At 64.8% G+C, this 24760-nt stretch carries 23 protein-coding genes; 13 read left to right on the top strand and 10 right to left on the bottom strand.

Features of this window, described 5'->3' with window-relative positions:
• Positions 1-4 precede the first annotated feature (4 nt).
• From VM621_RS14345 to VM621_RS14325, 5 genes are all read right to left on the bottom strand, one after another.
• Positions 5-970, bottom strand: a complete 966-nt coding sequence (locus VM621_RS14345; RefSeq protein WP_325469639.1) for an NAD-dependent epimerase/dehydratase family protein — start codon at positions 968-970, stop codon at positions 5-7.
• A complete protein-coding gene (locus VM621_RS14340) occupies positions 967-2733 on the bottom strand; it encodes a fatty acyl-AMP ligase (RefSeq protein ID WP_325469638.1) in 1767 nt (588 codons plus the stop codon). Before VM621_RS14340 ends, VM621_RS14345 begins: the two co-directional genes overlap by 4 nt.
• 246 nt (positions 2734-2979) lie before the next feature.
• Positions 2980-3756, bottom strand: coding sequence for an aspartyl/asparaginyl beta-hydroxylase domain-containing protein (locus tag VM621_RS14335; RefSeq protein WP_325469637.1), 777 nt, complete (start codon positions 3754-3756; stop codon positions 2980-2982).
• Positions 3757-3810: 54 nt separating this feature from the next.
• The gene (locus VM621_RS14330) at positions 3811-4557 is read right to left on the bottom strand and encodes a dTMP kinase (RefSeq protein ID WP_325469636.1); all 747 of its coding nucleotides are present in this window, start codon (positions 4555-4557) and stop codon (positions 3811-3813) included.
• The gene (locus VM621_RS14325) at positions 4554-5294 is read right to left on the bottom strand and encodes a hypothetical protein (RefSeq protein WP_325469635.1); all 741 of its coding nucleotides are present in this window, start codon (positions 5292-5294) and stop codon (positions 4554-4556) included. Before VM621_RS14325 ends, VM621_RS14330 begins: the two co-directional genes overlap by 4 nt.
• A 195-nt stretch (positions 5295-5489) precedes the next feature.
• On the opposite strand from VM621_RS14325, the gene VM621_RS14320 reads away from it, so the two are divergent.
• Positions 5490-6191 (top strand): hypothetical protein, encoded by a 702-nt coding sequence (locus VM621_RS14320; protein ID WP_325469634.1) that lies wholly within the window; start codon positions 5490-5492, stop codon positions 6189-6191.
• A gap of 5 nt (positions 6192-6196) precedes the next feature.
• Here VM621_RS14320 and VM621_RS14315 read toward each other — a convergent pair whose 3' ends face one another.
• Positions 6197-6529 (bottom strand): hypothetical protein, encoded by a 333-nt coding sequence (locus tag VM621_RS14315; RefSeq protein WP_325469633.1) that lies wholly within the window; start codon positions 6527-6529, stop codon positions 6197-6199.
• Positions 6530-6731: 202 nt separating this feature from the next.
• On the opposite strand from VM621_RS14315, the gene VM621_RS14310 reads away from it, so the two are divergent.
• Both VM621_RS14310 and VM621_RS14305 read left to right on the top strand, forming a co-directional pair.
• Complete coding sequence (locus tag VM621_RS14310; RefSeq protein ID WP_325469632.1) at positions 6732-7628, top strand: SDR family oxidoreductase; 897 nt, start codon at positions 6732-6734, stop codon at positions 7626-7628.
• A gap of 85 nt (positions 7629-7713) precedes the next feature.
• The gene (locus VM621_RS14305; protein ID WP_325469631.1) at positions 7714-8481 is read left to right on the top strand and encodes a TIGR00266 family protein; all 768 of its coding nucleotides are present in this window, start codon (positions 7714-7716) and stop codon (positions 8479-8481) included.
• A gap of 3 nt (positions 8482-8484) precedes the next feature.
• Here VM621_RS14305 and VM621_RS14300 read toward each other — a convergent pair whose 3' ends face one another.
• Positions 8485-8790, bottom strand: coding sequence for a hypothetical protein (locus VM621_RS14300; protein ID WP_325469630.1), 306 nt, complete (start codon positions 8788-8790; stop codon positions 8485-8487).
• Between the two features lie 480 nt (positions 8791-9270).
• On the opposite strand from VM621_RS14300, the gene VM621_RS14295 reads away from it, so the two are divergent.
• From VM621_RS14295 to VM621_RS14260, 8 genes are all read left to right on the top strand, one after another.
• Positions 9271-12660, top strand: coding sequence for a response regulator (locus VM621_RS14295; protein ID WP_325469629.1), 3390 nt, complete (start codon positions 9271-9273; stop codon positions 12658-12660).
• On the top strand, positions 12657-13502 hold the full coding sequence (locus VM621_RS14290; protein WP_325469628.1) for a CheR family methyltransferase: 846 nt from the start codon (positions 12657-12659) through the stop codon (positions 13500-13502). The genes VM621_RS14295 and VM621_RS14290 overlap by 4 nt, the downstream gene beginning before the upstream one ends.
• 1 nt (position 13503) lies before the next feature.
• Complete coding sequence (locus tag VM621_RS14285; RefSeq protein ID WP_325469627.1) at positions 13504-15105, top strand: response regulator; 1602 nt, start codon at positions 13504-13506, stop codon at positions 15103-15105.
• A gap of 203 nt (positions 15106-15308) precedes the next feature.
• The gene (locus VM621_RS14280; protein ID WP_325469626.1) at positions 15309-16034 is read left to right on the top strand and encodes a hypothetical protein; all 726 of its coding nucleotides are present in this window, start codon (positions 15309-15311) and stop codon (positions 16032-16034) included.
• Between the two features lie 184 nt (positions 16035-16218).
• Positions 16219-17310 carry a sensor histidine kinase gene (locus VM621_RS14275; protein ID WP_325469625.1) on the top strand — a complete coding sequence of 364 codons (1092 nt, stop codon included), beginning with the start codon at positions 16219-16221 and terminating at the stop codon, positions 17308-17310.
• The gene (locus tag VM621_RS14270) at positions 17307-18047 is read left to right on the top strand and encodes a LytR/AlgR family response regulator transcription factor (RefSeq protein ID WP_325469624.1); all 741 of its coding nucleotides are present in this window, start codon (positions 17307-17309) and stop codon (positions 18045-18047) included. Before VM621_RS14275 ends, VM621_RS14270 begins: the two co-directional genes overlap by 4 nt.
• Before the next feature lie 126 nt (positions 18048-18173).
• Positions 18174-19151: a hypothetical protein gene (locus VM621_RS14265; protein ID WP_325469623.1), complete on the top strand. Its 978-nt coding sequence runs from the start codon at positions 18174-18176 to the stop codon at positions 19149-19151.
• A 103-nt stretch (positions 19152-19254) separates the two neighbouring features.
• The gene (locus VM621_RS14260) at positions 19255-20763 is read left to right on the top strand and encodes a mechanosensitive ion channel family protein (protein ID WP_325469622.1); all 1509 of its coding nucleotides are present in this window, start codon (positions 19255-19257) and stop codon (positions 20761-20763) included.
• 51 nt (positions 20764-20814) lie between these two features.
• Here VM621_RS14260 and VM621_RS14255 read toward each other — a convergent pair whose 3' ends face one another.
• Positions 20815-21936, bottom strand: a complete 1122-nt coding sequence (locus tag VM621_RS14255) for an acyl-CoA desaturase (protein WP_325469621.1) — start codon at positions 21934-21936, stop codon at positions 20815-20817.
• Positions 21937-21944: 8 nt separating this feature from the next.
• Positions 21945-23015: a ferredoxin reductase gene (locus VM621_RS14250; protein ID WP_325469620.1), complete on the bottom strand. Its 1071-nt coding sequence runs from the start codon at positions 23013-23015 to the stop codon at positions 21945-21947.
• Between the two features lie 94 nt (positions 23016-23109).
• Between VM621_RS14250 and fabR the strand changes: the two genes are divergently transcribed.
• A complete protein-coding gene (gene fabR / locus VM621_RS14245; protein ID WP_325469619.1) occupies positions 23110-23760 on the top strand; it encodes an HTH-type transcriptional repressor FabR in 651 nt (216 codons plus the stop codon).
• Between the two features lie 103 nt (positions 23761-23863).
• The gene (locus VM621_RS14240) at positions 23864-24076 is read left to right on the top strand and encodes a hypothetical protein (RefSeq protein ID WP_325469618.1); all 213 of its coding nucleotides are present in this window, start codon (positions 23864-23866) and stop codon (positions 24074-24076) included.
• Here the strand turns inward: VM621_RS14240 and VM621_RS14235 are convergent.
• A complete protein-coding gene (locus VM621_RS14235) occupies positions 24073-24759 on the bottom strand; it encodes a YoaK family protein (protein WP_325469617.1) in 687 nt (228 codons plus the stop codon). The two genes, VM621_RS14240 and VM621_RS14235, sit on opposite strands and share 4 nt — an antisense overlap.
• Position 24760: the final 1 nt, after the last annotated feature.

The raw sequence follows: 24760 nt of genomic DNA, 5'->3' as shown, positions 1-24760 counted from the left end.
CCGTTCAGTGCGCAGAGGGTTTGCCGAGCGTGTCGGCCAGACCGCGCTCGAAGCCAAAGGCGGGGCGCCATCCGGTAGCGAGTTCAAAGGCGCGGCTATCGCTCACCCAGTCGGCGTGCGTCACCTCGCGCACCTTGCCGAGGGTCAGCATGGGCGCGTAGCCGAAGACGCGTGCCGCGGCGAGATTCACGCCACCGACGATCCGCAACAGCGATGTGGGAATCGCCAGCCGACGAATCGGTGCATTGCCGCGCAGCACGCGGGACGCGATGGCGAGCACGGTGTCCCAGTCGTAGCCGTTTTCGTGGCCGTCATCCAGTTCGTACGTCTTTCCGGAATCCCCCTCGGATGCCAGCCAGGCGAGCACGGCGCTTGCCAGGTCGGTCACATGGATGAGCGAGAACCGCCCACGGCCGTCGCCGGGGATCGGCGCCAGTCCGCGCCGCATACCCTGAAACAGCGGAAGCATCTCGCGGTCGCCCGGACCGTAAACGGCCGGAGGTCGCAGGGCAGCCCAGGCCAGCTGACCCGCGTTGTTTTCCAGCGCGCGTTCGCCGCGCCACTTGCTGCCGGCGTAGTCGGACAGCTGCGGCTCTCGCGCGGCCAGCGACGAGATCAGCAGATAGCGACGACAATCGGGCGCTGCATCAGCAGCCCGGACGGTGTCGATGACGCCTTGCTCGTTGATCCGGTCGAAGTCGGCACGGCGGGCGCCACGCACGCTGCCCGCGCAATGCACGAACGCATCGGCACCCTTCACCAGGGTGGCCAGGGCGGCACGATCGGCCAGATCGCCGGCGATCCATGCGAGGTTCCCGGTGTCTTCAAGAACACGTCCGGGACGCGGCCGGTACAAGGCGCGTACGCGATATCCCGCAGCGAGCAGTCGTTCCCGCAACGCGGTGCCGATGAAGCCCGTGGCACCCGTCAGTGCGACGACGGGCTGCCTTGCGGCAGCGACGCCGTTCATCGCGCGGCAACGGCCGGAGACGCCTGCTCCCGCTGTGCCTGGCGCTCGAGGTAGCCGCTACGCGTCGCCGAGCGCGACAGCTTGCCCGACGAGGTGCGCGGCAGCGTGTGACGCGGCACCAGCTCGATGAGGCAGGCGATACCCAGCTCTTCGAGCACATCGCCACGAATGCGCTGGACCAGTGACTCACGCACGTCGACATCGTCGGTATTGCACTGGACGACGACCGCGGCGACTTCCGCGCCACCCGGTCCCGGTACGCCGAAGGCGGATGCATCCTGCGAACGCAGTTCCGGCTGGCGCTCGACGATGCGCTCGATATCCTGCGGCCAGATGTTACGGCCGTTGACGATGATCATGTCCTTATGGCGGCCGGTGACCACGACTTCGCCATGGACGACGTAACCGATGTCGCCGGTGTCGAGCCAACCGTCGGCGGCCAGCACCTCGGCGGTCTTTTCCGGCTGCTGGAAGTACCCCGACATGACGCTCGGACCGCGGACCATGATGCGTCCCACGTGGAGGTCGGCCAGCTGCGTACCGTTCGCGTCCCAGATCTCCAGTTCATGGCCCGGAAGCGGACCACCGCAGCGGACGAAGCCGGTGCCCATGCCTGCGGCGACCGGGGTGGCGAGAAGATTTTCCGCCAGGTCGGATGGGTCGATCCATTCGACGACGATGCCGGCCCGCAGCGGCGAGAAGCTGATGGCGAGCGACGCTTCGGCCATGCCATAGGACGGCACGAATGCACGCGCGTCGAATCCCGCCGGCGCCAGCAGTTCGGCGAAATGCTCGGGTACTTCGGGCAGGATCGGCTCGGCGCCGATACCGGCGATGCGCCAGTTCGACAGCTCGTACGAGGCGATATCCGACGGCTTGACGCGCCGTGCGCACATCTCGTAACCGAAAGGCGGGCTATAGGCGATCGTGGCCTTAGACGAGCTCATCAGGTCCAGCCAGCGACGCGGACGCATCGCGAACTCGCGCGTGTCCAGGTAGTCGATCGAGCGTTGGCCAGCCATGACGGTGAGCAGGCAGCCGACCAGGCCCATGTCGTGATAGAACGGCAGCCATGACACGAAACGGTCGTCGTCGCGCAAGGCCAGGCCGTGATTGATCGAGCCCTGCAAGTTGGCCATCAGGGCCTGCTCGGTGATCATCGCGGCCTTCGGCGTACCGGTGCTGCCCGAGGTGAACTGCAGATAGGCCACTTCGGTCGGACCGAGCGGCTGCAGTTCGACATTCCGGACGGGGAGCTCGGCAAAGGCGGCGGGAGCGCCCCACATCGCGATGTCCAGGCCCGCGACGGCTTCGGCCAGGAACCCGAGGAAAGCTTCGGAGGCGACGGCCACGGACGCGCCGGCCGCCAGCAGCATGCCATTGAGCTTCTTCACGTATGCGTCATGGCCACCGAGATTCACTGTGGACGGCAGAGCGACCGGAACGAGGCCGACGTACTGGCAGGCGAAGAAGAAACGCAGGAAGTCGGCGTTGGTTTCCGCCACGATCGCCAGACGCGAACCGCGGGCGAGCCCGAGGGTCGCAAGTTTCTGCGCCAGCTCGAGCGCTTCCTTGCGAAGCGTTCTGTAGGGTAGTGCGAGCGTGAGTCTTCCGCCCGCATAAAAATTGGCGCCCGTGACGCCACTTGCTGCGTAGTCCAGCACGTCGGCAAGGCTCGCAAAATCCCCGCGGCGCAACGGCACCGTGTTCATCGTGGGCGTGGCAAGGCCCACCTGCATCGCAACGTTTCCGTCTGCACTCATGGTCTTATCGCGTTCTCAACCGTGCTCCGCAACAACGTGGGGACATCCCACTTTGTTTCCAGGAGGTTACTGTACCTGATAGTACCATAATTGGCCGTTTTGTTAAGATTTTCCTCAATCTTTCGTTAAAGAATACGAAGATTGCTTCAGTAACGCGACAGATTTGGTACACCGAGCCTTTCGTGGGGCTTACCGGAGCCTTTCGCAAGGCTTACGTGAAACTTTTGCAAGCCTTACCCAGGGCTTTCACGAGCCTTTCCCGGAAGCCTCGCGTCGATGCTCCTTGTTCCACCTGGCCAGGTTCTTCAGCGGCTGCCTGACATAGGGGCTGGCCTGGATCAGCGCGAAGATCGCGCGATTGAATAACGTGCCGATCCGGTCCATGGGGCGGTCGATGTCGATGAAGAGCACGGCACGGAGCTCGTCGGTATCGTTGTGGACCTCGTGCTCGTAGGTGTCGTCGAACAGGACCACCTTGCCTTCCTGCCAGTGCAGGATCTGGTCGTCGACCCGAATCCAGACGTTCTGCACGTCCTGGGGCACCTTGACGCCGAGGTGAGCGCGGATGACCGCACGTGTCGGACCCTTGTGGGCGGCGATGCGGTACTGCGGCTTCAGGATCGAGAACATCGCGGTGCGCATGCCCGGCAAGCCATCCAGGGCCGCGGCGGTGCGTGGGCAAACGGCGCAGTTTTCGTCCACGCGTTTGCCGTAGATGTAGAAGCCGAACGTCTTCCAGTTGTCGCCCTTGGAGATGCGCTTCTGATCCGGCGACAACTGGTGAAATGCCGGGATATCCTCCGGGTGCTCGAGCAAGTGATCGAGCTCCTCGCGGATATCGGGCCACGCGGCTTCAAGAGCGGGAATCCAGGCGAATTCCTTGTTGTCGATCACCGGCGTCGAAGGCACCAATGAGTGCCTGGCCTGGAAGCGACCGCTCCAGCGCAGGAAGTGTTTGCCGCCCCGGATGAGCAGGCGGCGCCAAAGCGGTGCTTGCGACGCAGTCGGAAGAGAAGTGTTCACGTCTGTCGAATCTTTGCGGTTGCGGTTGCGGCGGAGCTTGTCGCGAGGGAGGGGTCAAGCGGCGTTCTGGGCGAACGACGGGTGTGTCGCGGCGGCGGTAACGGCGCGCAGCGCCTTCTCGAACACATCGGCGTAGGGCGCCCGGGTGTCCAGATCGAAAATGGGGGCGCCGTTGAACCGGAGCTGCCTCATCACTGCGATCTTGTCGGTGAGTTCGGCCGTGCCATGGTCGGGTTTGCGACCCTGCGCCGTGGCAAGGTCGATATCGAGCTTGATCACCAGCGCCGGGCGGATCGTCGCCATGCGCTCATACAACCGTTGCTCGCGTGCGGCGAGTTTGCTTACCAGCCACTTCTGGCTGCGCGCCATGCCCAGCCCCGGACCGTCGTAACGGAACCCGGCGATCTCGGCCTGCGGATAGCGATCGGTGATGACCAGTACGCCGCGCTCTGCGAGGCGAACCACTCGCTGCAGGTGCGCCGCGCGCCACACCGACAAACCGTACATCACTAAGGCGCCCCAGGCATTGGGGAGCTTGTTCTTCATGTCCTGGGCGTGCGCGGCCTTCGCCGCCAGGCGCCGCTCGAGACGGGGACCGATCAGCGGCAGTCGCTTGATCTTGTCGCCGGTCTCGCCCGAAACCAGGCCAAGGTAACGACGGACGGCGGGGCCCCCGTCGTTCAGCCGTTTCACCAGGTCGTGGGTGAGCGTGGACTTGCCGGTGCCGTCGCAACCGACGACAGCGATGAGCCCCGCGACCGGGAGGCTCGAACCCTTGGACGACACCGTGCCGTCCATCACGCCGGTGACGCCTGTACGGGTGAGGTCCGCAGCGCGGCGTAAATCGCGTGCAACGACGAACGCAGCACCGTGCCGGCTTCATCCCGCGCGTCGAGATCGACGATCCGCGCGCCGTTGAAGGTCAGGTGCGGCCAGCCGGCGATCTTCTCGCGCAGCGACGAGAGCTTATGATCGGGCTTGCGGGCGTGTGCCGTTTCGGCATCCACGTTGAGCCGGATCACCAGCATGGGAACGCTGGCGGCCATCCACACATAGAGCCGACGTTCGCTGGCCCGGAGGCGACGAACCCACCAGTTGCCGCCGTCGGTCTTCGCCAGTTGCGGGCCGTCGAAATTGAAGCCGGCCTTCTCGGCCTGCGGGTAACGGTCGGTCACCACGAGCACGCCGCGGCGGGCCATGGCCAGCATGCGACGGAACTTGTGGGCGCGCCAACGCGACAGCAGATAGATCGCCAGCGCAGTGACATTTCCCGGCGGCGTGGACGGCTGGTCGTGGACCTTGTCGGACTTGCCGACCAGGTAGCGATTCATCGCCCGTCCGATCAACGGCAAGCCGGCGATCCACTCGCCGATGCGGCCCGACGACTGACCCAGATAGAGCGCTTCGGCCGGCCCGTGCTCGCGTAGTCGAGCGACCAGATCCGCTTGGAGCGTCGACTTGCCGGACCCGTCGCAACCTGTGAGGGCGACAACCGACAACGAGTGAGAGGAGTCCCAGGGTTGGGAAAAGCTGCGCACGCCAGATATCCCCCGGTTGGTGCTGAATGAGAACAATTTTATTACATTGTTCATATTGGGTCCATCAAATTTCACAAAGCCTTCACGTATCCGGCGTTTCAGCTTACGAATTTTCTGGACTTGGCGACGCGCTGGTATGATTTCAATGACACATTTGTTAATTCGGACATGAGCATGCGGGCAGAAGCGAGGCCGATGGCGCCACTCATTGCCATCATCGGCAGCGATGGCTCCGGCAAATCCACGGTCGGCGACCACATCCTCCAGTGGATCGGACGCTACGGGCCGGCGGGCAGGGCCCACCTCGGCAAGCAGTCCGGAAACGTCGGTCGTGCCATGGGACAGTGGCCGCTCATAGGGCCGATGCTGGAGCGCGCGATCCATCGCAAGGTCGACGATGTGAATCGTCGGCAGAAGGAGGACAAGCAGCCGAGTCTGTTACCGGCCCTGGTCATCAGTGCTTTCACGATCCGGCGGAAGCGTCGCTTCAAGCGGATGCTCGCCATGCGCAAGCAGGGTCTGATCGTCGTGACCGACCGGTATCCCCAGGTTGCGGTACCGGGTGCCTATGACGGCCCCGGTTTTCCGGATACGCGAGGGGGATCCGGCCTCGTGCTCGCTCTGGCGCGGCGCGAACGCGCCATCTTCGAGTGGATGGCGAGCCACCGACCCGACCTGGTCTTGCGGCTCAATGTCGATGTCGACACGGCCTTCGCCCGTAAGCCCGATCACAACCGTGACGCGCTGGCCCGCAAGATCGCGGTCACGCCGACGCTGACCTACAACGGCGCGCCTATCGTCGATATCGACGCCAACCAGCCGCTCGCGCAGGTTTTCAAGGACGCCGAAGCGGCGGTGGCGAAGATCATGGCCGAGCGCGGTTATACCGCGACATAAGCGATTTACGGAGCGAGGCGCGGGCTGACGGCGCCGTACGGCAGGATCGCCACCGCTTCGGTCGTCACGTCGTGGGTGATCGCGCCATAGGGCAGAACGGACGCCGAGGTGTTCACCGCACCGTGGCTCATGGCCCCGTAGGGAAGAATCGAAGCCGGTGCGGCCGTCGGCGCCGGCGCGACCGCGCCATAGGGGGCGATCGTGGCGATGGCGCGGGAGGACGCGGTTTCGACCGTGGCACGGGTGGCGTCCTGGGCAGCCCAGGCGCCCATGGCGGTGACCAGCAGGGCCAGCGGAAGCAGACGAAGCGGCGAGCGGATAAACGCGAGAGTATTCATGGCGGTCTGGGGTGAGGTTGACCGTGCCATGTTGCGCTGCAACAGATAAGTTATCCAATTGTTAATTGCTATGAGCGCGATAGCGACGGTGAATGTCCTTGCCCGGCGATCCTGTTAGTCGCCATACCCTGATAGAGCCCCTACTTTTACGTGGGGTCCCATCGCGAGATAAAGCGCTCCGGACAAACACGGAGATGGCTTCATGCACGTATTCCTTACAGGTGCCACGGGTTTTATCGGCTCCCGCATCGTTCCCGAACTGCTTGCCGCAGGCCATCGGGTGACCGGTATGACCCGATCGGATGCGGGCGAGCGGTCGCTGGCGAATGCGGGTGCCGACGTGCATCGCGGAACGCTGGAGGATCTCGACAGCATCCGGGCGGGAGCGGCCAAGGCGGACGCCGTCATCCACACCGCCTTCGATCACGATTTCTCCAACTTCGTCGCCAACTGCGACAAGGACAGGCGCGTCATCGAGGCCCTGGGCTCGGTGCTGAAGGGTTCCCGGCGCCCGCTGCTCATCACTTCGGGCACCGGCATGGGGGCGATCGATCACCGCGGCATGGCCACGGAAGATGTCTTCAACGCGAACAATCCCAACCCTCGTGCCGCTTCCGAGTTGGCAGGCAACGTTCTGCTCGATGCGGGCGTCAACGTTTCAGTCGTGCGACTTCCGCAGGTACACGATCCGGTGAGGCAGGGACTCATATCGCCGTACATCGACATCGCGCGAGCGAAGGGCAAGGTGGCCTACCTCGGTGAAGGCAGGAACCGCTGGCCGGCGGCGCATGTGCTCGATGTAGCGAAGCTCTACCAGCTCGCGCTCGACAAGGGCGAAGCAGGTGCCCGTTATCACGCGGTGGCCGAAGAGGGCATCGCGGTGCGTGACATCGCGGAGGTCGTGGGTGCCGGACTCGGGTTACCCATCGTGTCGTTGTCGCAGGACGAGGCCGCGGCGCACTTCGGCTGGATGGGCATGTTCGTCGGCATGGATCTGCCGGCGTCGAGCACGTGGACGCGGGAACACCTCGGCTGGACCCCTGCGGGGCCGGGGCTGATCGACGACCTCAAGCGGATGGATTATTCGGCGGCGGTTTAAGCGTCGGTCGATCCGCGCATTCACTTGTACTGCCGGGCGCGCTGCGCAAGACTCTCCGCGGGGACTTCCGCGGAGAGAACACGATATGCAGACTCGCATCCAGGGCACCGTCATGCCCGTGTTGGAAGTACAGCTGGATCCGGGCGACAGCGTTTTCGCCGAGAGTGGCGAGCTTTCATGGATGACCGCCTCGATCCAGATGACCACCCACACCCAGATGGGCGGCGGCGGTGGACTGCTTGGCACGTTCAAGCGCGTCGTCGGCGGCGGAACCCTGTTCATGACCGAATACCGCGCCCTGCGGACATCGGGGGAAGTCGCGTTCGCGACCAAAGTGCCGGGTCACATCGTGCCGGTGACGCTGAGCCCGCGTAACGAATACTTCGTGCATCGGCATGGGTTCCTCTGCGCAACGCCGCAGGTGACGATCGGTGTCGGTTTCCAGCAGTCGCTTGGCGCTGGCATCTTCGGCGGCAGCGGCTTCATGCTGCAAAGGATCGGTGGCACCGGTACCGCGTGGCTGGAGCTTACCGGCGAGCTCATTCGCAAGGACCTCGCGCCCGGTGAAACCCTGCGCGTTCATCCGGGGCATGTAGGCGCCTTCGAGGCGTCGGTCAATTTTCAGATCACCACCGTTCCGGGTATCCGCAACGCGCTTTTCGGTGGCGATGGCATTTTCCTCGCGGCACTCACGGGACCCGGCACGGTCTGGCTGCAGACCCTTCCTATCTCGCGTCTGGCGCACCAGATTGCCGAATACATGCCCGGCGAGAGCGGTCGCGGTCGGGCGGGAGTGGGTGGTGCGCTGCTCGGCGGCATCGTGGGTTCGCTGCTGAGCCGCGACGACAATTGACGCCTAAGCGGAGCGCCTGCCCGAACCCGCGGCGTCGTGGTCTTCCCACGCACCGAAGGCATGGATCTCACGTTCCGATTCGGTAAGCAGCCGGTCGATCGCCTCGGCCAGCCCGGCAGGGGGCGTGTCCTTCGTCGCAAGCAACTCCACGATGCGTGCCTGTTTGGCGATAACGCATGCGCCGCTGCCCTGCGCCAGTTTCTCGACGCGCCGTGCCAGACGCTGCACTTCGGCGTTGTCCCCGGCCAGTGCCGCGTCGGCGAGAAGGAGCAGATCGATGATCACGGACGATGACGGGCTTAGACTCATGGGAGCGCCTGGAAACGGGTTAGCAGGCACAGAGTGTTACGGTCCCCGCGTCGCGCCGACCGAGGCGTTAGGTGACGGCTCCTTCATCGATGTGATGCAGGCGGATGCATTCCGCTAAGCGCATGTTCTTGCCCGGTGGCTCGGTCTCCACGGAAGCCTCCACGCGCGCGGCCACGAGCGGTCTGGTCAAAACTATTCGGTAGCCAACCTCTCCGGCCGCAGTGTCGGATCAACCGCGAGCCTGGACAAGGCGCTGCTGCTGCAAATGGTGCACTCGGCGACGGCGTTTGATCGATTGCCCGAAGGGCCGTGAAACGAAGGTGAATTTTCGTCGTTAATTAGCGGATTTCGTGGGGTTTCCGGAGGCGGGAGGAGAGCGTCTTGATAACGGTTCCTTGATGATATATTTACCCGTTACGACAGCTGACCAGCCCCGCCACCATGAGTTCAAAAGCACCCCGTGCGTCACGTTCGCGCGCGATGGATCGGCGCACGTCGATTGCGCTGATCGCCGTTATTGTCTTCTTCGTGGTCAGCGGCGCACTCGCCTATGTGAACATCCGGACCATTCGGGACGACAACCAGAACGTGATCCAGTCCCAGGAGACCGTGACTGCGCTGAGCGAGATTCTTTCCGCCGCACAGGATGCGGAGACCGGTCAGCGCGGCTTTCTGCTGACCGGGAACGAACGCTATCTCGAGCCGTATCGCGCGGCATTGGCGAGCATTCCGGCGCGACTGGAATCCATCCGGGCGACCACGCAGGAAAACGCCAGCCAACAGGCGCGCCTGAAGGAGCTCACGGTTCGCCTCGACGACAAGCTTGCCGAACTGAAGGATACGATCGAGCTGCGTCGGACGCGTGGACTGGATGCCGCCCTCGTCGTGGTCAATAGCGACCGCGGCAAGGCAGCCATGGATGCCGTACGTAGCCAATTGGCAAGCATGGAGACCGAGGAGCGACTCCTGCGCGACAAGCGCGTCGCGGAGATGACCGCGGCCTACGGCAACGCCTTGACGAGTGGTCTGCTCAGCGGCCTGCTCGGCGTGGCGCTGACCGTCTTCGTCGCCGTGATGATTCGCAACGCGTCGCGCGCCCGCATCCGGGCCGCGTGGTTGCAGGCGGGGCAGCTCGAACTGGCGGCGGTCATGGCGGGCGAACAGGAAACCGAGGCGCTCGGCGCGAACATCCTTGCCTTCCTCGGGCGCTTCGTCGATGCCCAGGCCGGGGCGCTCTTCGTCAATGCGGCCAGCTTCTACGAACGGATCGGCGTGTATGGTCTCGCGCCCGGCCACGCTGTCGTGGAACGTTTCCTGCCGACCGAGGGATTGCTCGGCCAGGCCGCCGCGGAGCGTCGGACCTTCGTGATCGACGATGTGCCGGACAGCTATCTGTCCATCGGCTCGGCGCTGGGCCGGGACAAGCCCCGTCACCTCGTCCTCCTGCCCACGGTCGTCGATGGCGAGGTCAATGGCGTGCTGGAGCTCGGCTTCTTCAGCGCGGTGGACGAGGACGTCGTCACGCTCCTGGAGCAGGCGTCGGCGGCCATCGGGGTCGCGCTGCGTTCGGCGACCTATCGGGCCGACCTCAGCCGGTTGCTCGAGGAAACACGCCGGCAGTCCGATTCCCTGCAGCAGCAGGGCGAGGAGCTTCGCGTATCCAACGAGGAGCTCGAGGAGCAGAGTCGCGCGCTCAAGCAGTCGCAGCACGAGCTCGAGCAGCAGCAAGCCGAGCTGGAGCAGACCAACGCCCACCTCGAGGAGCAGGCCAACCAGCTGGAATCGCAGCGCGACGATCTCGCCCGTGCCAACGAAGTCATCGAAAACAAGGCCAAGGAAGTGTTGCGCGCGAGTCGGTACAAGTCGGACTTCCTCGCCAACATGTCCCACGAGTTGCGTACGCCGCTGAACTCGGCGCTGATCCTCTCCAAGCTGCTGGCGGACAATCCGCGCGGTAACCTCACCGAAGAGCAGGTCAAGTTCGCCAGGACCATTCATTCGTCCGGCAACGACCTGCTCACGCTGATCAACGACATCCTCGACCTGTCCAAGATCGAGGCCGGGCACATCGAGATCCACGCCGAGTCCTTGTCGGTCGACCGCATGATCAAGGGGCTCCTCCCGCTGTTCCAGCCGATCGCCGAACAGAAGGGCCTGATCTTCGACGTATCGACATCGCCGGATTGTCCGCCGATCGTCGAGACCGATCGGCAGCGCCTGGAGCAGGTCCTGAAGAACCTGCTCTCCAACGCTTTCAAGTTCACGGAGCAGGGCAGCGTGCAGCTGCATGTGTCGTGCGACGCGCAGGGCGATTTCGTGTTCGCCGTGAGCGATACCGGCATCGGTATCTCGGCGGAGCAGCAGACGCGGATCTTCGAAGCGTTCCAGCAGGCGGATGGCACGATCAGCCGCAAGTACGGTGGCACGGGACTGGGCCTGTCGATTTCGCTCGAGCTGTCGCGCCTGCTTGGAGGAAGCATTGCGGTCGATAGCCAGGTGGGGCGAGGCAGCACCTTCAGCCTGACGATCCCGCCGTTGCTTGGCACCGTGCGTGCCACGGGCCTCGCGGCGCCGGTGCTGAAGGCTGGCAAGACGACAACGACATCGCGCGCGGATGTCGCGCCGCCAAACCCCGTTTCCGCGCCGAAGATCCCCGACGATCGCTTCGAACCGGCCGACCAGCGCAGGGCGATCCTGGTCGTCGAGGACGACGAGCGCTTCGCCCAGATCCTGCTCGAACTCGCGCGCGAGATGGACTTCCGTTGCCTGATCGCCACGAGCGGACAGGAGGCCCTCGCCCTGGCGAGGCATCACCTGCCACAGGCGATCGTGCTGGACGTGGGTCTGCCGGACCAGTCGGGTCTTTCCGTGCTCGATATCCTCAAACGCGACGTGCGGACACGGCACATTCCCATTCATGTCGTTTCCGCGACCGATCACTCGCACGCGGCCCTCTCCATGGGCGCGGTCGGCTATCTGCTGAAACCCGTCAAGCGTGCGCAACTGGCCGACGTACTGAGCAAGCTCGACGCCAGGCTTTCGCAGGCGGTACGACGCGTGCTCGTGGTCGAGGACGACGATGTCCAACGCGACGCCATCCGTCAGCTGCTGGCGTCGGCGGATGTCGAGACCGTGGCCGCGGCCACGGCGGCGGAGTGCCTGGAGCATTTGAAGGTCCAGACGTTCGACTGCATGGTGCTGGACTTGTCGCTGCCCGATGCGTCGGGCTTCACGCTGCTCGAAACGCTGAGCGAGGAGGGCATTCACGCCTTCCCGCCGGTCATCGTCTACACCGGCCGCGACCTGACGTCCGACGAAGAGGCGCGCCTGCGCGTCTACTCGCGCTCCATCATCATCAAGGGCGCGAAGTCGCCCGAGCGGCTGCTCGACGAGGTGTCGCTCTTCCTGCACCAGGTGGTCACCGAGCTACCGGCGGAACACCAGAAAATGATCCAGGAGGCGCAGCACCGCGACAGCCTGCTGGAAGGGCGGCGGATTCTCGTCGTCGAGGACGACGTGCGCAACGTCTACGCCCTGATCAACATCCTCGAGCCACGCGGCTGTGTGCTCACCGTGGCGCGTAATGGCCAGGAGGCCCTCGACGCCCTCGACAAAGCCAGCGACGGTTCGGGCAACGACATCGACCTGGTGCTGATGGACGTGATGATGCCGGTGATGGACGGTCTGACGGCCACTCGCCAGATACGCACCGACCCACGCTGGAAGAAGCTGCCCATCATCACGCTGACGGCCAAGGCCATGCCGGACGACCAGGAGACGTGCCTGCAGGCCGGCGCGAGCGACTACATGGCCAAACCACTAGACGTGGACAAACTGCTTTCCCTCGTTCGCGTCTGGCTGGCGCAATGAACACGACGGAGACCGGCACGGCAGATCGGCTCGAGACGATCGAGGTGGAGCTGATCCTGGAAGCGCTCTTCAAGCGCTTCCATTACGACTTCCGTGGTTACTCGAAGGCCTCGGTGACACGGCGCCTCAGACAGCTGCGCGAAAAGCTCGGTTACCGCACGCTTTCGTCGCTGCTCGAGGCGCTCCTGCACGATCCGTCGGTTGGACCCCAGGTGGTGAGCTACCTGACCGTGCAGGTCAGCGAGATGTTTCGCGATCCTTCCTATTTCCGCGCCTTGCGTGAGCACGTCGTGCCGCACTTGCGTACGTATCCCTCGCTGAAGGTATGGGTGGCCGGCTGCAGCAGCGGCGAAGAACTCTACTCACTGGCGATCCTGTTCCGTGAAGAAGGGCTGGAGCAGCGCACCATGTTCTATGCCACGGACATCAACGCCGGGGCACTGGAGGCAGCGGCGGCAGGGGTGTACAACCTCGATCGCATCCGGGGGTTCACGGAGAACCACCAGCAGTCCGGTGGCCGATCCTCGTTGTCGGACTACTACACGGCCGCCTATGGAAAGGCTTCGTTCGATCGTTCGCTGCGGGAAAGGGTGGTGTTCGCCGACCATAGCCTGGTAACCGATGCGGTGTTCGGGGAGATGCACCTGATCTCCTGCAGGAACGTACTGATCTATTTCGACAGCACCCTGCAGGACCGCACCATCGGGCTTTTCGGCGATTCACTCATACGCAAGGGGTTCCTGGGTCTCGGCTCGAAGGAAAGCCTGCGGTTCTCCCGTCACGCCGATGCCTTCCAGGATTTCGTCCTGGAGGAACGCATCTACCAGAAGCAGGATCATTGACGTGGTCTCTCCCATCCTCGGTAAGGACACGGCCGCCATGAGCCCGGTTCATTTTCTTCTCGTCGACGACCTCGAGGACAACCTCGTCGCGCTCGAGGCGCTCCTGCGCCGCGACGACCTGGTGCTGCTCAAGGCACGCTCGGGGGAAGAGGCACTCGAACTACTGCTCGTGCACGATGTCGCCCTGGGCCTGCTCGATGTGCAGATGCCGGGCATGGACGGCTTCGAGCTGGCCGAGCTCATGCGTGGCAACGACCGCACGCGCCACGTACCGATCATCTTCCTCACCGCAAGCAACACCGACAGCCAGAGGAAGTTCCGCGGGTACGAGGCGGGGGCGGTCGACTTCATCCAGAAACCCGTCGAGTGGGACATCCTGCGCAGCAAGACGAAGGTGTTCTTCGATCTGCATCGTCAGAAGCAGCAGCTTGCCGCGCAACGCGACGAGCTGGAAGCCTATGCCGAGACGCTGACCCGTTCCGACCGCTACAAGGATCAGTTCCTGGCGATCCTCGCCCACGAGTTGCGCAATCCGCTCACGCCGTTGCGGATGGGACTCGACGTGCTCCGGGGTCAGCCGACACCCGAGCGGACCAGGCAGATTCATGGCGTCATGGACCGTCAGCTGGTCCACCTCGTACGCCTCGTGGACGATCTGCTCGACGTGTCGCGCGTCAGCCAGGGCAAGATCGTTCTGAAGCGAGAGAAGACCGAGGTCGCCGAGATCGTCCAGGCCGCGCTGGAAGCCAGTCAGCCCTTCGTCGAGGGCGGCAACCATACGTTGCGCGTCGACGCCGGCCCGCGGCCGCTCTGGGTCAATGGCGACAAGACACGCCTGACCCAGGTGATCGGCAACCTTATCAACAATGCGGCCAAGTACACGCCTTCCGGCGGCACGCTGACGCTGAATGCCTACCGGGACGCGCAGGACGTCGTCATCGCCGTGTCGGACAACGGCATGGGCATCCCGCTGTCCATGCAGTCGAACATCTTCGAGCTGTTCACTCAGGTCGGCGAACACCTGACCCGCTCGCAAGGCGGGCTCGGCATCGGCCTGGCGCTGGTCAAGCAACTCGTATCGATGCATGAGGGGTCGATCACCGTCAGTAGCGATGGCGAGAACATGGGCAGCACCTTTACGGTCCGCTTGCCGTTACTGCTCGCGAACGAAAGCGAAGGCAACGAGCGCGTGTCCGCGAATGCGGGTTCGGTCGGCAGGGCGCTGAGGATTCTCGTGATCGACGACAACGCCGATATCGCCGAGACCTTCGGCTGGCTGCTGAGTGACATGGGTCACGACTACAGGGTGGTGCTCGACGGAACGACAGCCCTCGAGGCGGCTCGCGACTTCGGGCCGGACGTGGTGCTGCTGGATATCGGTATGCCCTCGATCGACGGTTTTGCGGTTTGCCGTGCGTTCCGCGACGATCCCGCCCTCCGATATTTGCCGATCATCGCGCAGACCGGTTGGGGCCAGGAGGCCGACAAGGCCGCCACTGCCCGTGCCGGCTTCGACTACCACCTGGTCAAGCCGGTGGGCTACGGAGAGCTCCAGCGGGCCTTGTCCTTCGTGCTGCAACCCGAAAGGGCCCAGGCGGTCTGAGGGATGGGCCGGGGCGCCGCCGACCGGCGCACGGCGTAAGCACGATCTGCCGACCGCCGTCCTTCTTCTCGTCGGACATCGTATACCCCGGCGTACCGCGGCTACGCCTTGCGACATACGCCGACATATCGGACTTTTGGGTGCTACCGCAGCCGTGGCATCGTCGCTAGGCTCCTCCGAGGCAGGTTCCTTGGGGATGACGAATGAGCAGTATCGATATCGGCCGGACCTCGTCGAGGGTCGTGCGGCCACCGTTCTATCTGGTCATGTCGCTGGCGATGGCTGCCGTGATCGTCGCTGGCTTCTCGCGGACGGTGCCGGACGACATCACCGCCGGATCGCACTTTCCGATGCTGCTGGTCGTCCACGGAATCGTCTTCGCCCTGTGGATCGTGCTCTTCGTCGCGCAACCGGCGATCGTCGCGCGCGGATCGATCAAGCTCCATCGTCGTATCGGCTGGATCGGCGCGGGCCTGGCCGGCGCCATGTTCGTGATGGCCCTGGCGGCGACCCTGTATTCGATCCACTCCAACAATGTGCCCTCCTTTTTTCCGGCACCCCTGTTCCTGGTCATGAACACGATCGGCATCCTGGTGTTCGGCGGCCTGGTCACCGCAGGCGTGATGCTGCGCAAGAAGGCCGAGTGGCATAAGCGACTGATGCTGTGCGCGACGATTTCCATCCTCGGCCCGGGCCTCGGGCGCCTGTTGCCGATGGAGTCCTTCGGTCGCGCCGCGCCCCTGGTGATGTTCGCCGCGATCCTGGCCTTCGGCCTGGCAGGGCCGATCTACGACGTCATCGTTCGGCGTCGCGTGCACCCGGCCTACCTGTGGGGTGTATCGACGATCATGCTCAGCATGGCGATCACCGGACCGATCGCTTTCTCGCCGCCCGCCAAGGCTCTGGTGGCCTTTATTCGCTCGGTCTGAGTTCGATACCCCGACCGTTCGTCACGCGTTTCAGGCCGCTTGTCACAGACGCCGCGCCGGCCGTCCGTTGGCGGATGACACGCGTGTCGATCACGTATAGCGTTCGGGCATGCAAGCGACCGATGGCACTGTTCTCGACGTGGAGCGCCTCGCATACTTGGCTCGGTCCGCCGGGGAAATTGCAGTGACCGATCCCATGACATGGCCAGCCTGGAAGAAGGGGAGCCTGGTGCTGGCCCTGTGGACGGTGCTGGCCATCTCGTACGCGGCAAGCGCGGTCATCTCGGCCCGCGCCGAGGGTCATCCGGCCGGGTGGACGAGGCCGCTGGTCTGGACCTTCGTCGACTTCTATTTGTGGATGCTCCTGACGCCGGCGGTCGCCTGGCTCGGCCGGGCGACCGCGAAGGCAGGCTGGGGACGGTTCTTCGCCGTACACCTGCCTGCCGGCGTGGCCCTGGCGACGGCACAGGTGCTGCTCACGCTGTCCCTTTACTGGTCGATCTGCGGGCCTTCGGCGTCCATGAAGGACATGACCTTCGGCAGCTTCGTGCTCATGCAGTTCGTCTACAACGCACACCTGAGCTTTATCACGTATTGGGTGTTGCTGGTTTTGCTTCGTGCGATCGACTCGCAGCGGCGCCTGCGCGACGAGCGCCTGCGCAACTCGCATCTGGAGACGCAGCTCGTGCAGTCCCAGCTGCAAACGCTTCGCGTGCAACTGCAGCCGCATTTTCTCTTCAATACCCTTAACGCGATATCGGCACTCGCGCTGGCCGATCCGATGCAGGCCCGTCTGATGATCTCGCGCCTGAGTGATTTCCTCCGGCTCACCCTCGAAGAGCGACACGCGCAGCAAGTGCCGCTGTCGCGCGAGCTCGAGTTTCTGGAGTGCTACCTGGGCATCCAGCAGGTACGCTTCCAGGATCGCCTGGTGACGCATATGGATGTGGCTGGCGATACGGTGCGCGCGCTCGTGCCGAACATGATCCTGCAGCCCCTGGTGGAGAACGCCTTGCGCCATGGTCTGTTGGACAAGCCCGAGCGCGGCACCCTGCACATCGTGACGAGGCGCCATGGCGAAGACCTGCACGTACAGGTCGATGACGATGGCCTGGGGTTGCCGCCTGGCGGTGCCCGGGACGGCATCGGCCTGGGCAACACGCGAACGCGACTGGAGATGTTGTTCGGCGGCTCGGCCACACTGGCGTTGTCGCGCAGGGCCGACGGCGGCACGCGCGTCGAGATGCGCTTTCCGTATCGGGAGCAGGTGGCATGAGCGCACCGGCGATCCGCGCCCTGCTGGTGGACGACGAGATGCTGGCCCGGCTTGCGCTTCGCCAGGCGCTGTCGGCCCACCCGGATATCAGCGTCGTGGGCGAATGCGGCAATGCGGCGGAGGCGATGCAGGCCATCGCGGCGCTCGAGCCGGAGCTCATGTTTCTGGACATCCGCATGCCCGGCATGGACGGATTCCGTCTCCTGCACGGGATGCAGCGAGGCGCTCTTCCCATGGTCGTCTTTGCTACGGCGTACGGACAGCATGCCTTGCGTGCCTTCGACGCGAACGCTATCGATTATCTGCTGAAACCCATCGATCAGGTCCGTTTCGACCAGGCCATGTGCCGTGTACGGCAGCACTGGCAGGGGCTTAACGTGGTCTCGGCCAGCCCTTCGGCGCCGTATCTGCAGCGAATCAGCGTGCCCAGCGGTGAGCATATCCGTGTGATCGCCACCGCGGACATCGACTGGATCCGTGCCGATGGCAACTACGTTCGTATCCACGCCGCCGGCACATCGCATCTGCACCGCGAGCCGTTGACGGGTCTGCTGGCGACGCTGGATCCCGCGCGATTCCTCCGTATCCACCGAGGCATCGTGGTGAACGTGGACCGGATCGCCGAGGTGCATCCGCTCTTCCAGGGCAGTGCCGAAGTCGTGCTGCACGATGGCACGCGGCTGAACCTGAGCCGTCGCTTCCGTGCCGGTGCGCGCCAGGCGCTCGGCATGAGCTGACCGCTGGCAACACGCCACGCGCCGCTCGTCCCGGCAGCCACGCCGTCGATCACATGTCGCATGCGGGGCCGCTCGGGAAGGTTCATCTTTCGTGGGGTCGAACACACCCTATGACGAGGATCAGTCATGCGATCGAGCACGTACATTCTGGCAATCACGCTCTCTCTCGGCCTTGTCGGCGCCACCGCGATGGCAGGCGAACTTCTCGCCCCCGGCGTCGTTTCCACGGGGCTTCAGGAGACATCCGCCGCCGTGACGCCCGACGGAAAGACCGTGTACTTCATGCGTTCGGACTTCGCCGAGAAGGACGACACGATCCTGGTGTCGCACCGCGATGGCAAGCAATGGTCCGTGCCGGAGGTCGCACCGTTCTCCGGTCGGTGGCACGATTCCGAGCCGGCCATCTCGCCGGACGGCAAACGCCTCTACTTCGTGTCGAACCGGCCGGTGCAGGACGGCGGTTCCGCCCTCGTGACGGAGCTGGGCGGGAAGCAGTTCCCCGGCACCAACCTGTGGTATGTGGAATGGCAACCCAGCGGGAAGTGGGGGGAGCCGGTCCACGTGGACGGCGCCATCAACGACGGTGCGCAGATCTATAACCCGTCGATCGCCGCCAACGGCAACATCTACTTCTCCGCGCATCGGCCCGACTCGGGCAAGCTGTACCAGATCTATGTCGCAAGGCACACGCCGTCGGGCTACGCGGCGCCCGAGCGGATCGAACTGGGCGATGTGGCGCAGAACCGGATGGATCCGGGCATCGACCCCGAGGAACGCTACATCCTCTATGCCGGCAACGAAGGGGACTCGCTAGGCAGCGCGGATATCTACATCAGCTTCCACGGCTCGGATGGGAAGTGGTCCAAGCCCGAACGGCTGCCGGGCGATATCAACAGCGCGGCGCTCGAGATCGCGCCGGCGCCCGGTCGCCTCTTCGGCGAGGTCTACATATCCAGCAATCGCTCGGACACACCCCGTTTTCCGAAGGAGCGCGACGACCTGCGATCGTTGCAGCGGCGCCTGGCCTCGCCGGAGAACGGCTCGCGCAACATCTGGCGCTTCGATATCTCGTTGACGCTGAAGGATCACGGGTTGGACCATTGACGATCGCAGGCGTCGATCCTGGGCGCGAAACGGTGAAATAAAGCCTAGCCGGCTTGTCGCTATGCACGATTCCGTGAAAGGATGACTCCGGTAGTCTGATGGCATGGACGCCACCATCCAAGCCCCGGCGGGAGCACACGTGACCTTCCTCGATAGCGCGATGTTGTTCGGCGTCGGCGTCCTTGCCCTGGACTTCCTGTCCTGGCGATTCCTTCGCTTTGGCGGCAGGAAAGGGCACACCTTCGTTCGCATACCGCTCTTTCTCCTGCTCTCCTACGTTCTCTGGAACCACGGCATGATGCCGTTCGACGAGGCGCCCTGGAAGGGCGATCCCTTCCGTCACTTCATCGCCCAGGTGCTGGAACTGACGTGGTGGCTGCAGTGCGCCCAGATATTGACCGCCCTCATGAGTGCCTACGTGCTGCCCCAGGGTCAGCGCGAGAAGCTCTTTCGCGACGTGGTGCGCGCGCTCACCTTCATGGGCGCGCTGGTGGCCGGTCTGGGCTTCGTCATCAACATGCCGATAGGTGGCCTGCTGGCTACCTCGGGCGCCGTGGCCATCGTGATCGGCCTGGCGGTACAGAGCACGCTCGCCGATGTGTTCTCGGGCGTCGTCCTCAGCGCCACCGAGCCCTTCGGCATCGGCGATTCGGTGTCGATCGGGGATACCCAGGGCGAGGTGATCGAGAGCAACTGGCGCGCCACCACCTTGCTCAACGGCGACGGCAACACGGTCATCGTGCCGAACAGTTCCGCCGCCAAGGCCAACATCATCAACCAGAGCCGGCCGGAGAAGACGCACGGTGTGGACGTACCGGTACAAGTGACGACGCACGCGCGTCCCGCCACGGTCATCGCCGCGCTGACCGACGCGGTGACCAGCACCCGCGGCATCCTCGCCAATCCCGCGCCGACCGTCGGCGCCATCGGCCTGCATGGACGGCATATCGACTATCGCGTCGTCGTCTACGTCGATGCGATGAGCGCGAAGCTGAAGGTGCGTAATCAACTCGTCGACCAGATCCACCGGCATTTCCTCGCCAACGGCATTCCGCTCTCGTCCGGCCAGCCGGTGCGCGACCTGTCCAGGGATGCCGTGAGCCTGCTGCGCGAGATAGAGATGTTCCGCTCGCTCAGCGAAGCGGAGCTGGGCCAGCTCGCCCAGGCAATGGAGCGGAAGCAGTTCGAGCCGGGCCAGATGATCTACGAGGTGGGTGCGACATGCCCGGATGAGCGACGTGCGCTGTATATCGTGACCTCGGGCGTGGCCTGCCTGCTGGCGGAACACGCCGGGCGATACGTCGAGATCGCGCGTCTTTCGCCGGGCGATGCCGTCGGCAGGGCGGGGATACTCACCGGCGAGAGCGTGCCGATCAAGCTGTGCGCCATCGGTCATGTGTCGGTGGCATGGATACCGAAGGCGGCCTTGACTCCGATCCTCCAGGCCAACCCAACGGCCGGACAGGACATGCTGGACGGACTCGTCGCGTTCCAGGCGATCGCCTCCGAAGCGTTCAAGGACCTGCCGGTGCAGACGACGGCGCACGCGGATATCTTCCACCGGCTGCTCGCAGGCATGCGTCGCCTGCATGGCCTGTCGCCGAGGCATTGAACGCGACTTACGTCAGACCCGGGGCCCGACCGGCGACCCGAGCGCGGCCGGTCAGCCGGCCTGGAGTGCCGGTTCGGCGGTGCGCACCTGGACCGGACGGCTCGGTAGCGCGTGGCGCCAGATGCGCCAGATCACCTGGCCAAACTGACGTGGCAGGGAGCCGGTGTTGTAGTGCTGGCCGTAGCGCGCACAGATCTCTTTCACCTCGACCGCGATGCCGGCGTAGCGATTGGCCGGCAGGTCCGGATAGAAGTGATGCTCGATCTGATGGCTGAGGTTGCCCGACAGCACGTTCAGCAGTTTGCCGCCGGAGATGTTGGACGAACCGCGCAACTGGCGCATGTACCAGTGACCACGCGATTCGTTGCGGATCGAGTCCTTCGGGAACACCTCGGCATCGGCGGTGAAGTGGCCGCAGAAAATGATGACGAAGGTCCAGATGCTGCGCAGCACATTGGCCAGCATGTTACCCAGCAGCACCGGCAGGAAGAACGGGCCGGCCAGCAGCGGAAAGACGACGTAGTCCTTGAGCAGCTGGCGGGCCATCTTGCGGCGTACCGGGCGGAAATCCTCGCGCATCTGCGCGGTGGACTTCTTGCCGGCGAACCAGCGTCCGACACGTAGCTCCTGGATCGCCACACCCCACTGGAACAACACCATGAAGACCATGGCGATCGCCGGCTGCATCAGGTAGAACGGGCGCCAGCGCTGCTCGGGAAAGATGCGCAGCAGGCCGTAGCCGATGTCGTCGTCCATGCCGCGGACGTTGGTATAGGTGTGATGCTGGAAGTTATGCGTCTTGCGCCAGTTGTCGCCGGTCGCGACGATGTCCCACTCATAGGTGTGACCATTGAGCTTGGGATCGTTCATCCAGTCGTACTGGCCGTGCATGACGTTATGCCCCAGCTCCATGTTCTCGAGGATCTTCGACAGGGCCAGCAACACGACACCCGCGATCCACGCCGGGATCAGCGCGGCGTGCACGAAGGCGCCGAGGAAGAGCAGGCCGCGTCCGGCCACGCCGCACCAGCGTACGGAAGCCACGATGCGCCGGATGTACGTCGCGTCACGCGGACCGATGTCGGCGGTGACTCGCGCACGGATGGCGTCGAGTTCGTCGCCGAAGGCCTGCAGGTCGGCGGGCGAGAGAGTGCGGTTGCGGACACGGCTCATAGAAGTACTCAGAGGTCCAGGATCAGGTCGGTGCTCGGTGCACTGATGCACAACCGAACTTGCGAGGAAGGTTCGCTGCTGAGCGCACCGGTAAGGAGTTGGCGTGTGGTGCCGGACTGGCGGCCGCAGGCGCACGTGTTGCAGATACCCATGCGGCAGCCGTGCGACGGGCGCACGCCCTGCGCTTCGAGGCTTTCGAGCAGGGACTGGCCGCGTGGCAGTTGCAGCGTGCGGCCGCTGCGCGCGAGGCGAACCGCGACGCTGCCTTCTTCGCCGTCGGTACGTGCAGGGATGCTGAAGGCTTCGGCGGCGAAGTGTGCCACGTGGCCTTCCAGACGGCTGCGGGCGGCCTGCACGAAACCACCGGGGCCGCAGGCCAGGACGCGACGCTCGGCGAGCGAGGCGATCGCTTCGAGCGGCGCGACGTCGACGCGTGGAGCCGGGGAGGCATCGTCGCGGGTGATCAGGTAATGCACGCGCAGGCGCGGATGCGCGGCAGCCATCGCATCGAGCTCGTCGACGAAGCAAAGCTCGTCGCGGCGGCGCGCCCAGTACATGAGATCGACGTTTGCCGGCATGCCGCGGGCGGCCAGCGAGCGAAGCAGCGCGCGCATCGGCGTGATGCCGCTGCCGGCGGCGAGGAGGAGCAGGTCGGCGGTGCTCGCCGGCAGGACCATGTCGCCGAAGGCGGCGTCCAGTGCCATGACATCGCCGATGCGGGCGTCGTTCGCCAGGTGACGACTGACCAGGCCACCGGTGATCGCCTTCACCGTGATCGCCAGGTTACCGTCTTCCAGTGGCGTCGGGCTGTAGCTCCGCACCAGTCGCCGTCCGTCGATCTCGACGCCGAGATTGAGGTGCTGTCCGGCATGCATGCCCTGCCAGTGGCGGTTGGGCCGCAGCACGAGGGTCACCGCGTCACGACTGGCCTTTCCCCGGGATACCAGCCTGGCCAGCGGTTGTTCGAGGGTCCACAGCGGATTGAGCCGGGTGGACCAGAAGTCGAACAGGGCCGGTGAGACCACGCGCCGGGCCAGGCGGAGGGGCCACAGGGGCCGAGGGGCGAGGAGGGCGTTCATGCGTTCACTATACGCATGCAAACACACCTGTGTATACAGTTGTGCATTCTCTGGGAAGGGTTATGATTCAGGCCACGCCAACCATTGCCGCCCAATGACCTCGATCACGCTGACTCCGACTTCCGACCTTCCATCGCCACGGAAGCCGGCCATTGCGCGCGAGGATCTGATCGTGGCGGCGCTGAAACTGATCGGGCCGCACCGTAGCCTCTCCACGGTGAGCCTGCGCGAGGTGACGCGCGAGGCCGGTATTTCGCCAAACAGCTTCTACCGCCAGTTCCGCGACATGGACGAACTGGCCATCGCCCTGATCGATCTGGCCGGGCGCTCGCTGCGCACGATCATCGGCCAGGCCCGCGAGCGCGCGACCTCCACCGAGCGCAGCGTGGTCCGGGTATCGGTCGAGACGTTCATGGAACAGCTGCGCGCGGACGATAAGCTCCTGCACGTGCTCTTGCGCGAAGGCGCGGTCGGTTCGGATGCCTTCAAGCAGGCGGTGGAGCGCGAACTCAGCTACTTCGAGGACGAGCTACGCGTCGACCTGATCCGGCTGGCCGCCGCCGAAGGCGCCAGGTTGCATGCGCCCGCGCTGGTATCCAAGGCGATCACCCGGCTCGTGTTCGCCATGGGTGCCGTGGCGATGGACCAGCCGCCGGAACGCGATCCCGAGTTCGTCGAAGAGATATCGCAGATGCTGCGCATGATCATCACGGGCGCGCGCGTGCTGGATACGTCGCTTTCCTGAGAATGTTGCCGTAGTAAGGCGCAAAAACGGCAGGTTCCTGTCCGCCCCGGTGACGCCGCTGCCGGCCGACGCCATCATGGCCGAGGGACAAGGGGGGGAACCTATGCAAGGGCAATATCGATCGTCTCATCCGCTCCTGAGCGACGATGAGCTGGCCACGCTACGGCAGCTCGACGACACGAGCTTCCTCGCCGTCGGTCATTTCGACTGCACGGCATGCCATCGCCTGGCGGGACTTGGGTTGGTCCAGCGCGAAGCGGACGATTACTGGAAGATCACGCCGGAGGGGCGGAACGTCGCGCAAAGCCGCGGCTAAGCGCCGCCGCGCTGTTCGTCTTTGGCGAGGAACCATGTAAAGGCGAGCACCGCGGCGCCGGCAAGGGCCAGGGGTGGGGCAAGGCCCCAGCGCAGCACCATGAAAGCGCCCACGGCGGCGCCGACGAACAAGGACAGGATGGCGCGCAGCCGCCGGCCGAGGTTTTGTCCGGGACCGCCGGCGAGCCGCGAGTCGGCGGCAAGGCCGGTGATGGTGCGGGTGACGACCGTCGTGGTCAGGTCGGGCACGTTCAACTGGCGCACGGTGGCATTGCGGGCCCCCATGGCGATGGCGACCAAGGCGACGAGCGTCAGGCGAAGGCCCGGGCCGATATCCCCAGGTGCGACGAACGCGCAGACAGCCGCTATCCAGAACAGGCTGGCTTCGATCGACGCGGAGACGACGAGCCATCGGCGCCGGCTGCGATCGACGAAGAACCGGCCGAGGCGACCGGATCCGATCGCCCCTATCCCGAATGCCGCCAGTGCGAGCACGTAGAGCTGCCACTGGAATCCATGCGCACCCGCGGCGGCGAAGCCAAGGAAGACGACGTTGCCGGTCATGTTCGCCGTGAACACCTTGCCCAGACCGAGCACGCTGGTGGCATCGACGAGCCCGGTGGTCAGCGAAAGCAGGGTGAGCAGGACGACCAGGGGATCCCGGTCGGTCATCGGTGCGGGCATA

Origin of the sequence: Luteibacter sp., from assembly GCF_035539195.1 — a bacterium.
In the GTDB taxonomy this organism is placed as follows: domain Bacteria; phylum Pseudomonadota; class Gammaproteobacteria; order Xanthomonadales; family Rhodanobacteraceae; genus Luteibacter.
This window is presented reverse-complemented; position numbering and strand designations above follow the sequence as displayed.

Excerpts from the sequence above, each read along its gene's own strand:
- VM621_RS14305 (WP_325469631.1), top strand. The coding sequence starts at position 7,714 with ATGCAGACTCGCATCCAGGGCACCGTCATGCCCGTGTTGGAAGTACAG.
- VM621_RS14340 (WP_325469638.1), bottom strand. The coding sequence starts at position 2,733 with ATGAGTGCAGACGGAAACGTTGCGATGCAGGTGGGCCTTGCCACGCCC.
- VM621_RS14235 (WP_325469617.1), bottom strand. The coding sequence starts at position 24,759 with ATGCCCGCACCGATGACCGACCGGGATCCCCTGGTCGTCCTGCTCACC.
- VM621_RS14320 (WP_325469634.1), top strand. The coding sequence starts at position 5,490 with ATGGCGCCACTCATTGCCATCATCGGCAGCGATGGCTCCGGCAAATCC.
- VM621_RS14345 (WP_325469639.1), bottom strand. The coding sequence starts at position 970 with ATGAACGGCGTCGCTGCCGCAAGGCAGCCCGTCGTCGCACTGACGGGT.
- VM621_RS14260 (WP_325469622.1), top strand. The coding sequence starts at position 19,255 with ATGGACGCCACCATCCAAGCCCCGGCGGGAGCACACGTGACCTTCCTC.
- VM621_RS14300 (WP_325469630.1), bottom strand. The coding sequence starts at position 8,790 with ATGAGTCTAAGCCCGTCATCGTCCGTGATCATCGATCTGCTCCTTCTC.
- VM621_RS14265 (WP_325469623.1), top strand. The coding sequence starts at position 18,174 with ATGCGATCGAGCACGTACATTCTGGCAATCACGCTCTCTCTCGGCCTT.
- VM621_RS14255 (WP_325469621.1), bottom strand. The coding sequence starts at position 21,936 with ATGAGCCGTGTCCGCAACCGCACTCTCTCGCCCGCCGACCTGCAGGCC.
- VM621_RS14250 (WP_325469620.1), bottom strand. The coding sequence starts at position 23,015 with ATGAACGCCCTCCTCGCCCCTCGGCCCCTGTGGCCCCTCCGCCTGGCC.
- VM621_RS14295 (WP_325469629.1), top strand. The coding sequence starts at position 9,271 with ATGGATCGGCGCACGTCGATTGCGCTGATCGCCGTTATTGTCTTCTTC.
- VM621_RS14240 (WP_325469618.1), top strand. The coding sequence starts at position 23,864 with ATGCAAGGGCAATATCGATCGTCTCATCCGCTCCTGAGCGACGATGAG.
- VM621_RS14270 (WP_325469624.1), top strand. The coding sequence starts at position 17,307 with ATGAGCGCACCGGCGATCCGCGCCCTGCTGGTGGACGACGAGATGCTG.
- VM621_RS14280 (WP_325469626.1), top strand. The coding sequence starts at position 15,309 with ATGAGCAGTATCGATATCGGCCGGACCTCGTCGAGGGTCGTGCGGCCA.
- VM621_RS14310 (WP_325469632.1), top strand. The coding sequence starts at position 6,732 with ATGCACGTATTCCTTACAGGTGCCACGGGTTTTATCGGCTCCCGCATC.
- VM621_RS14290 (WP_325469628.1), top strand. The coding sequence starts at position 12,657 with ATGAACACGACGGAGACCGGCACGGCAGATCGGCTCGAGACGATCGAG.
- VM621_RS14315 (WP_325469633.1), bottom strand. The coding sequence starts at position 6,529 with ATGAATACTCTCGCGTTTATCCGCTCGCCGCTTCGTCTGCTTCCGCTG.
- fabR (WP_325469619.1), top strand. The coding sequence starts at position 23,110 with ATGACCTCGATCACGCTGACTCCGACTTCCGACCTTCCATCGCCACGG.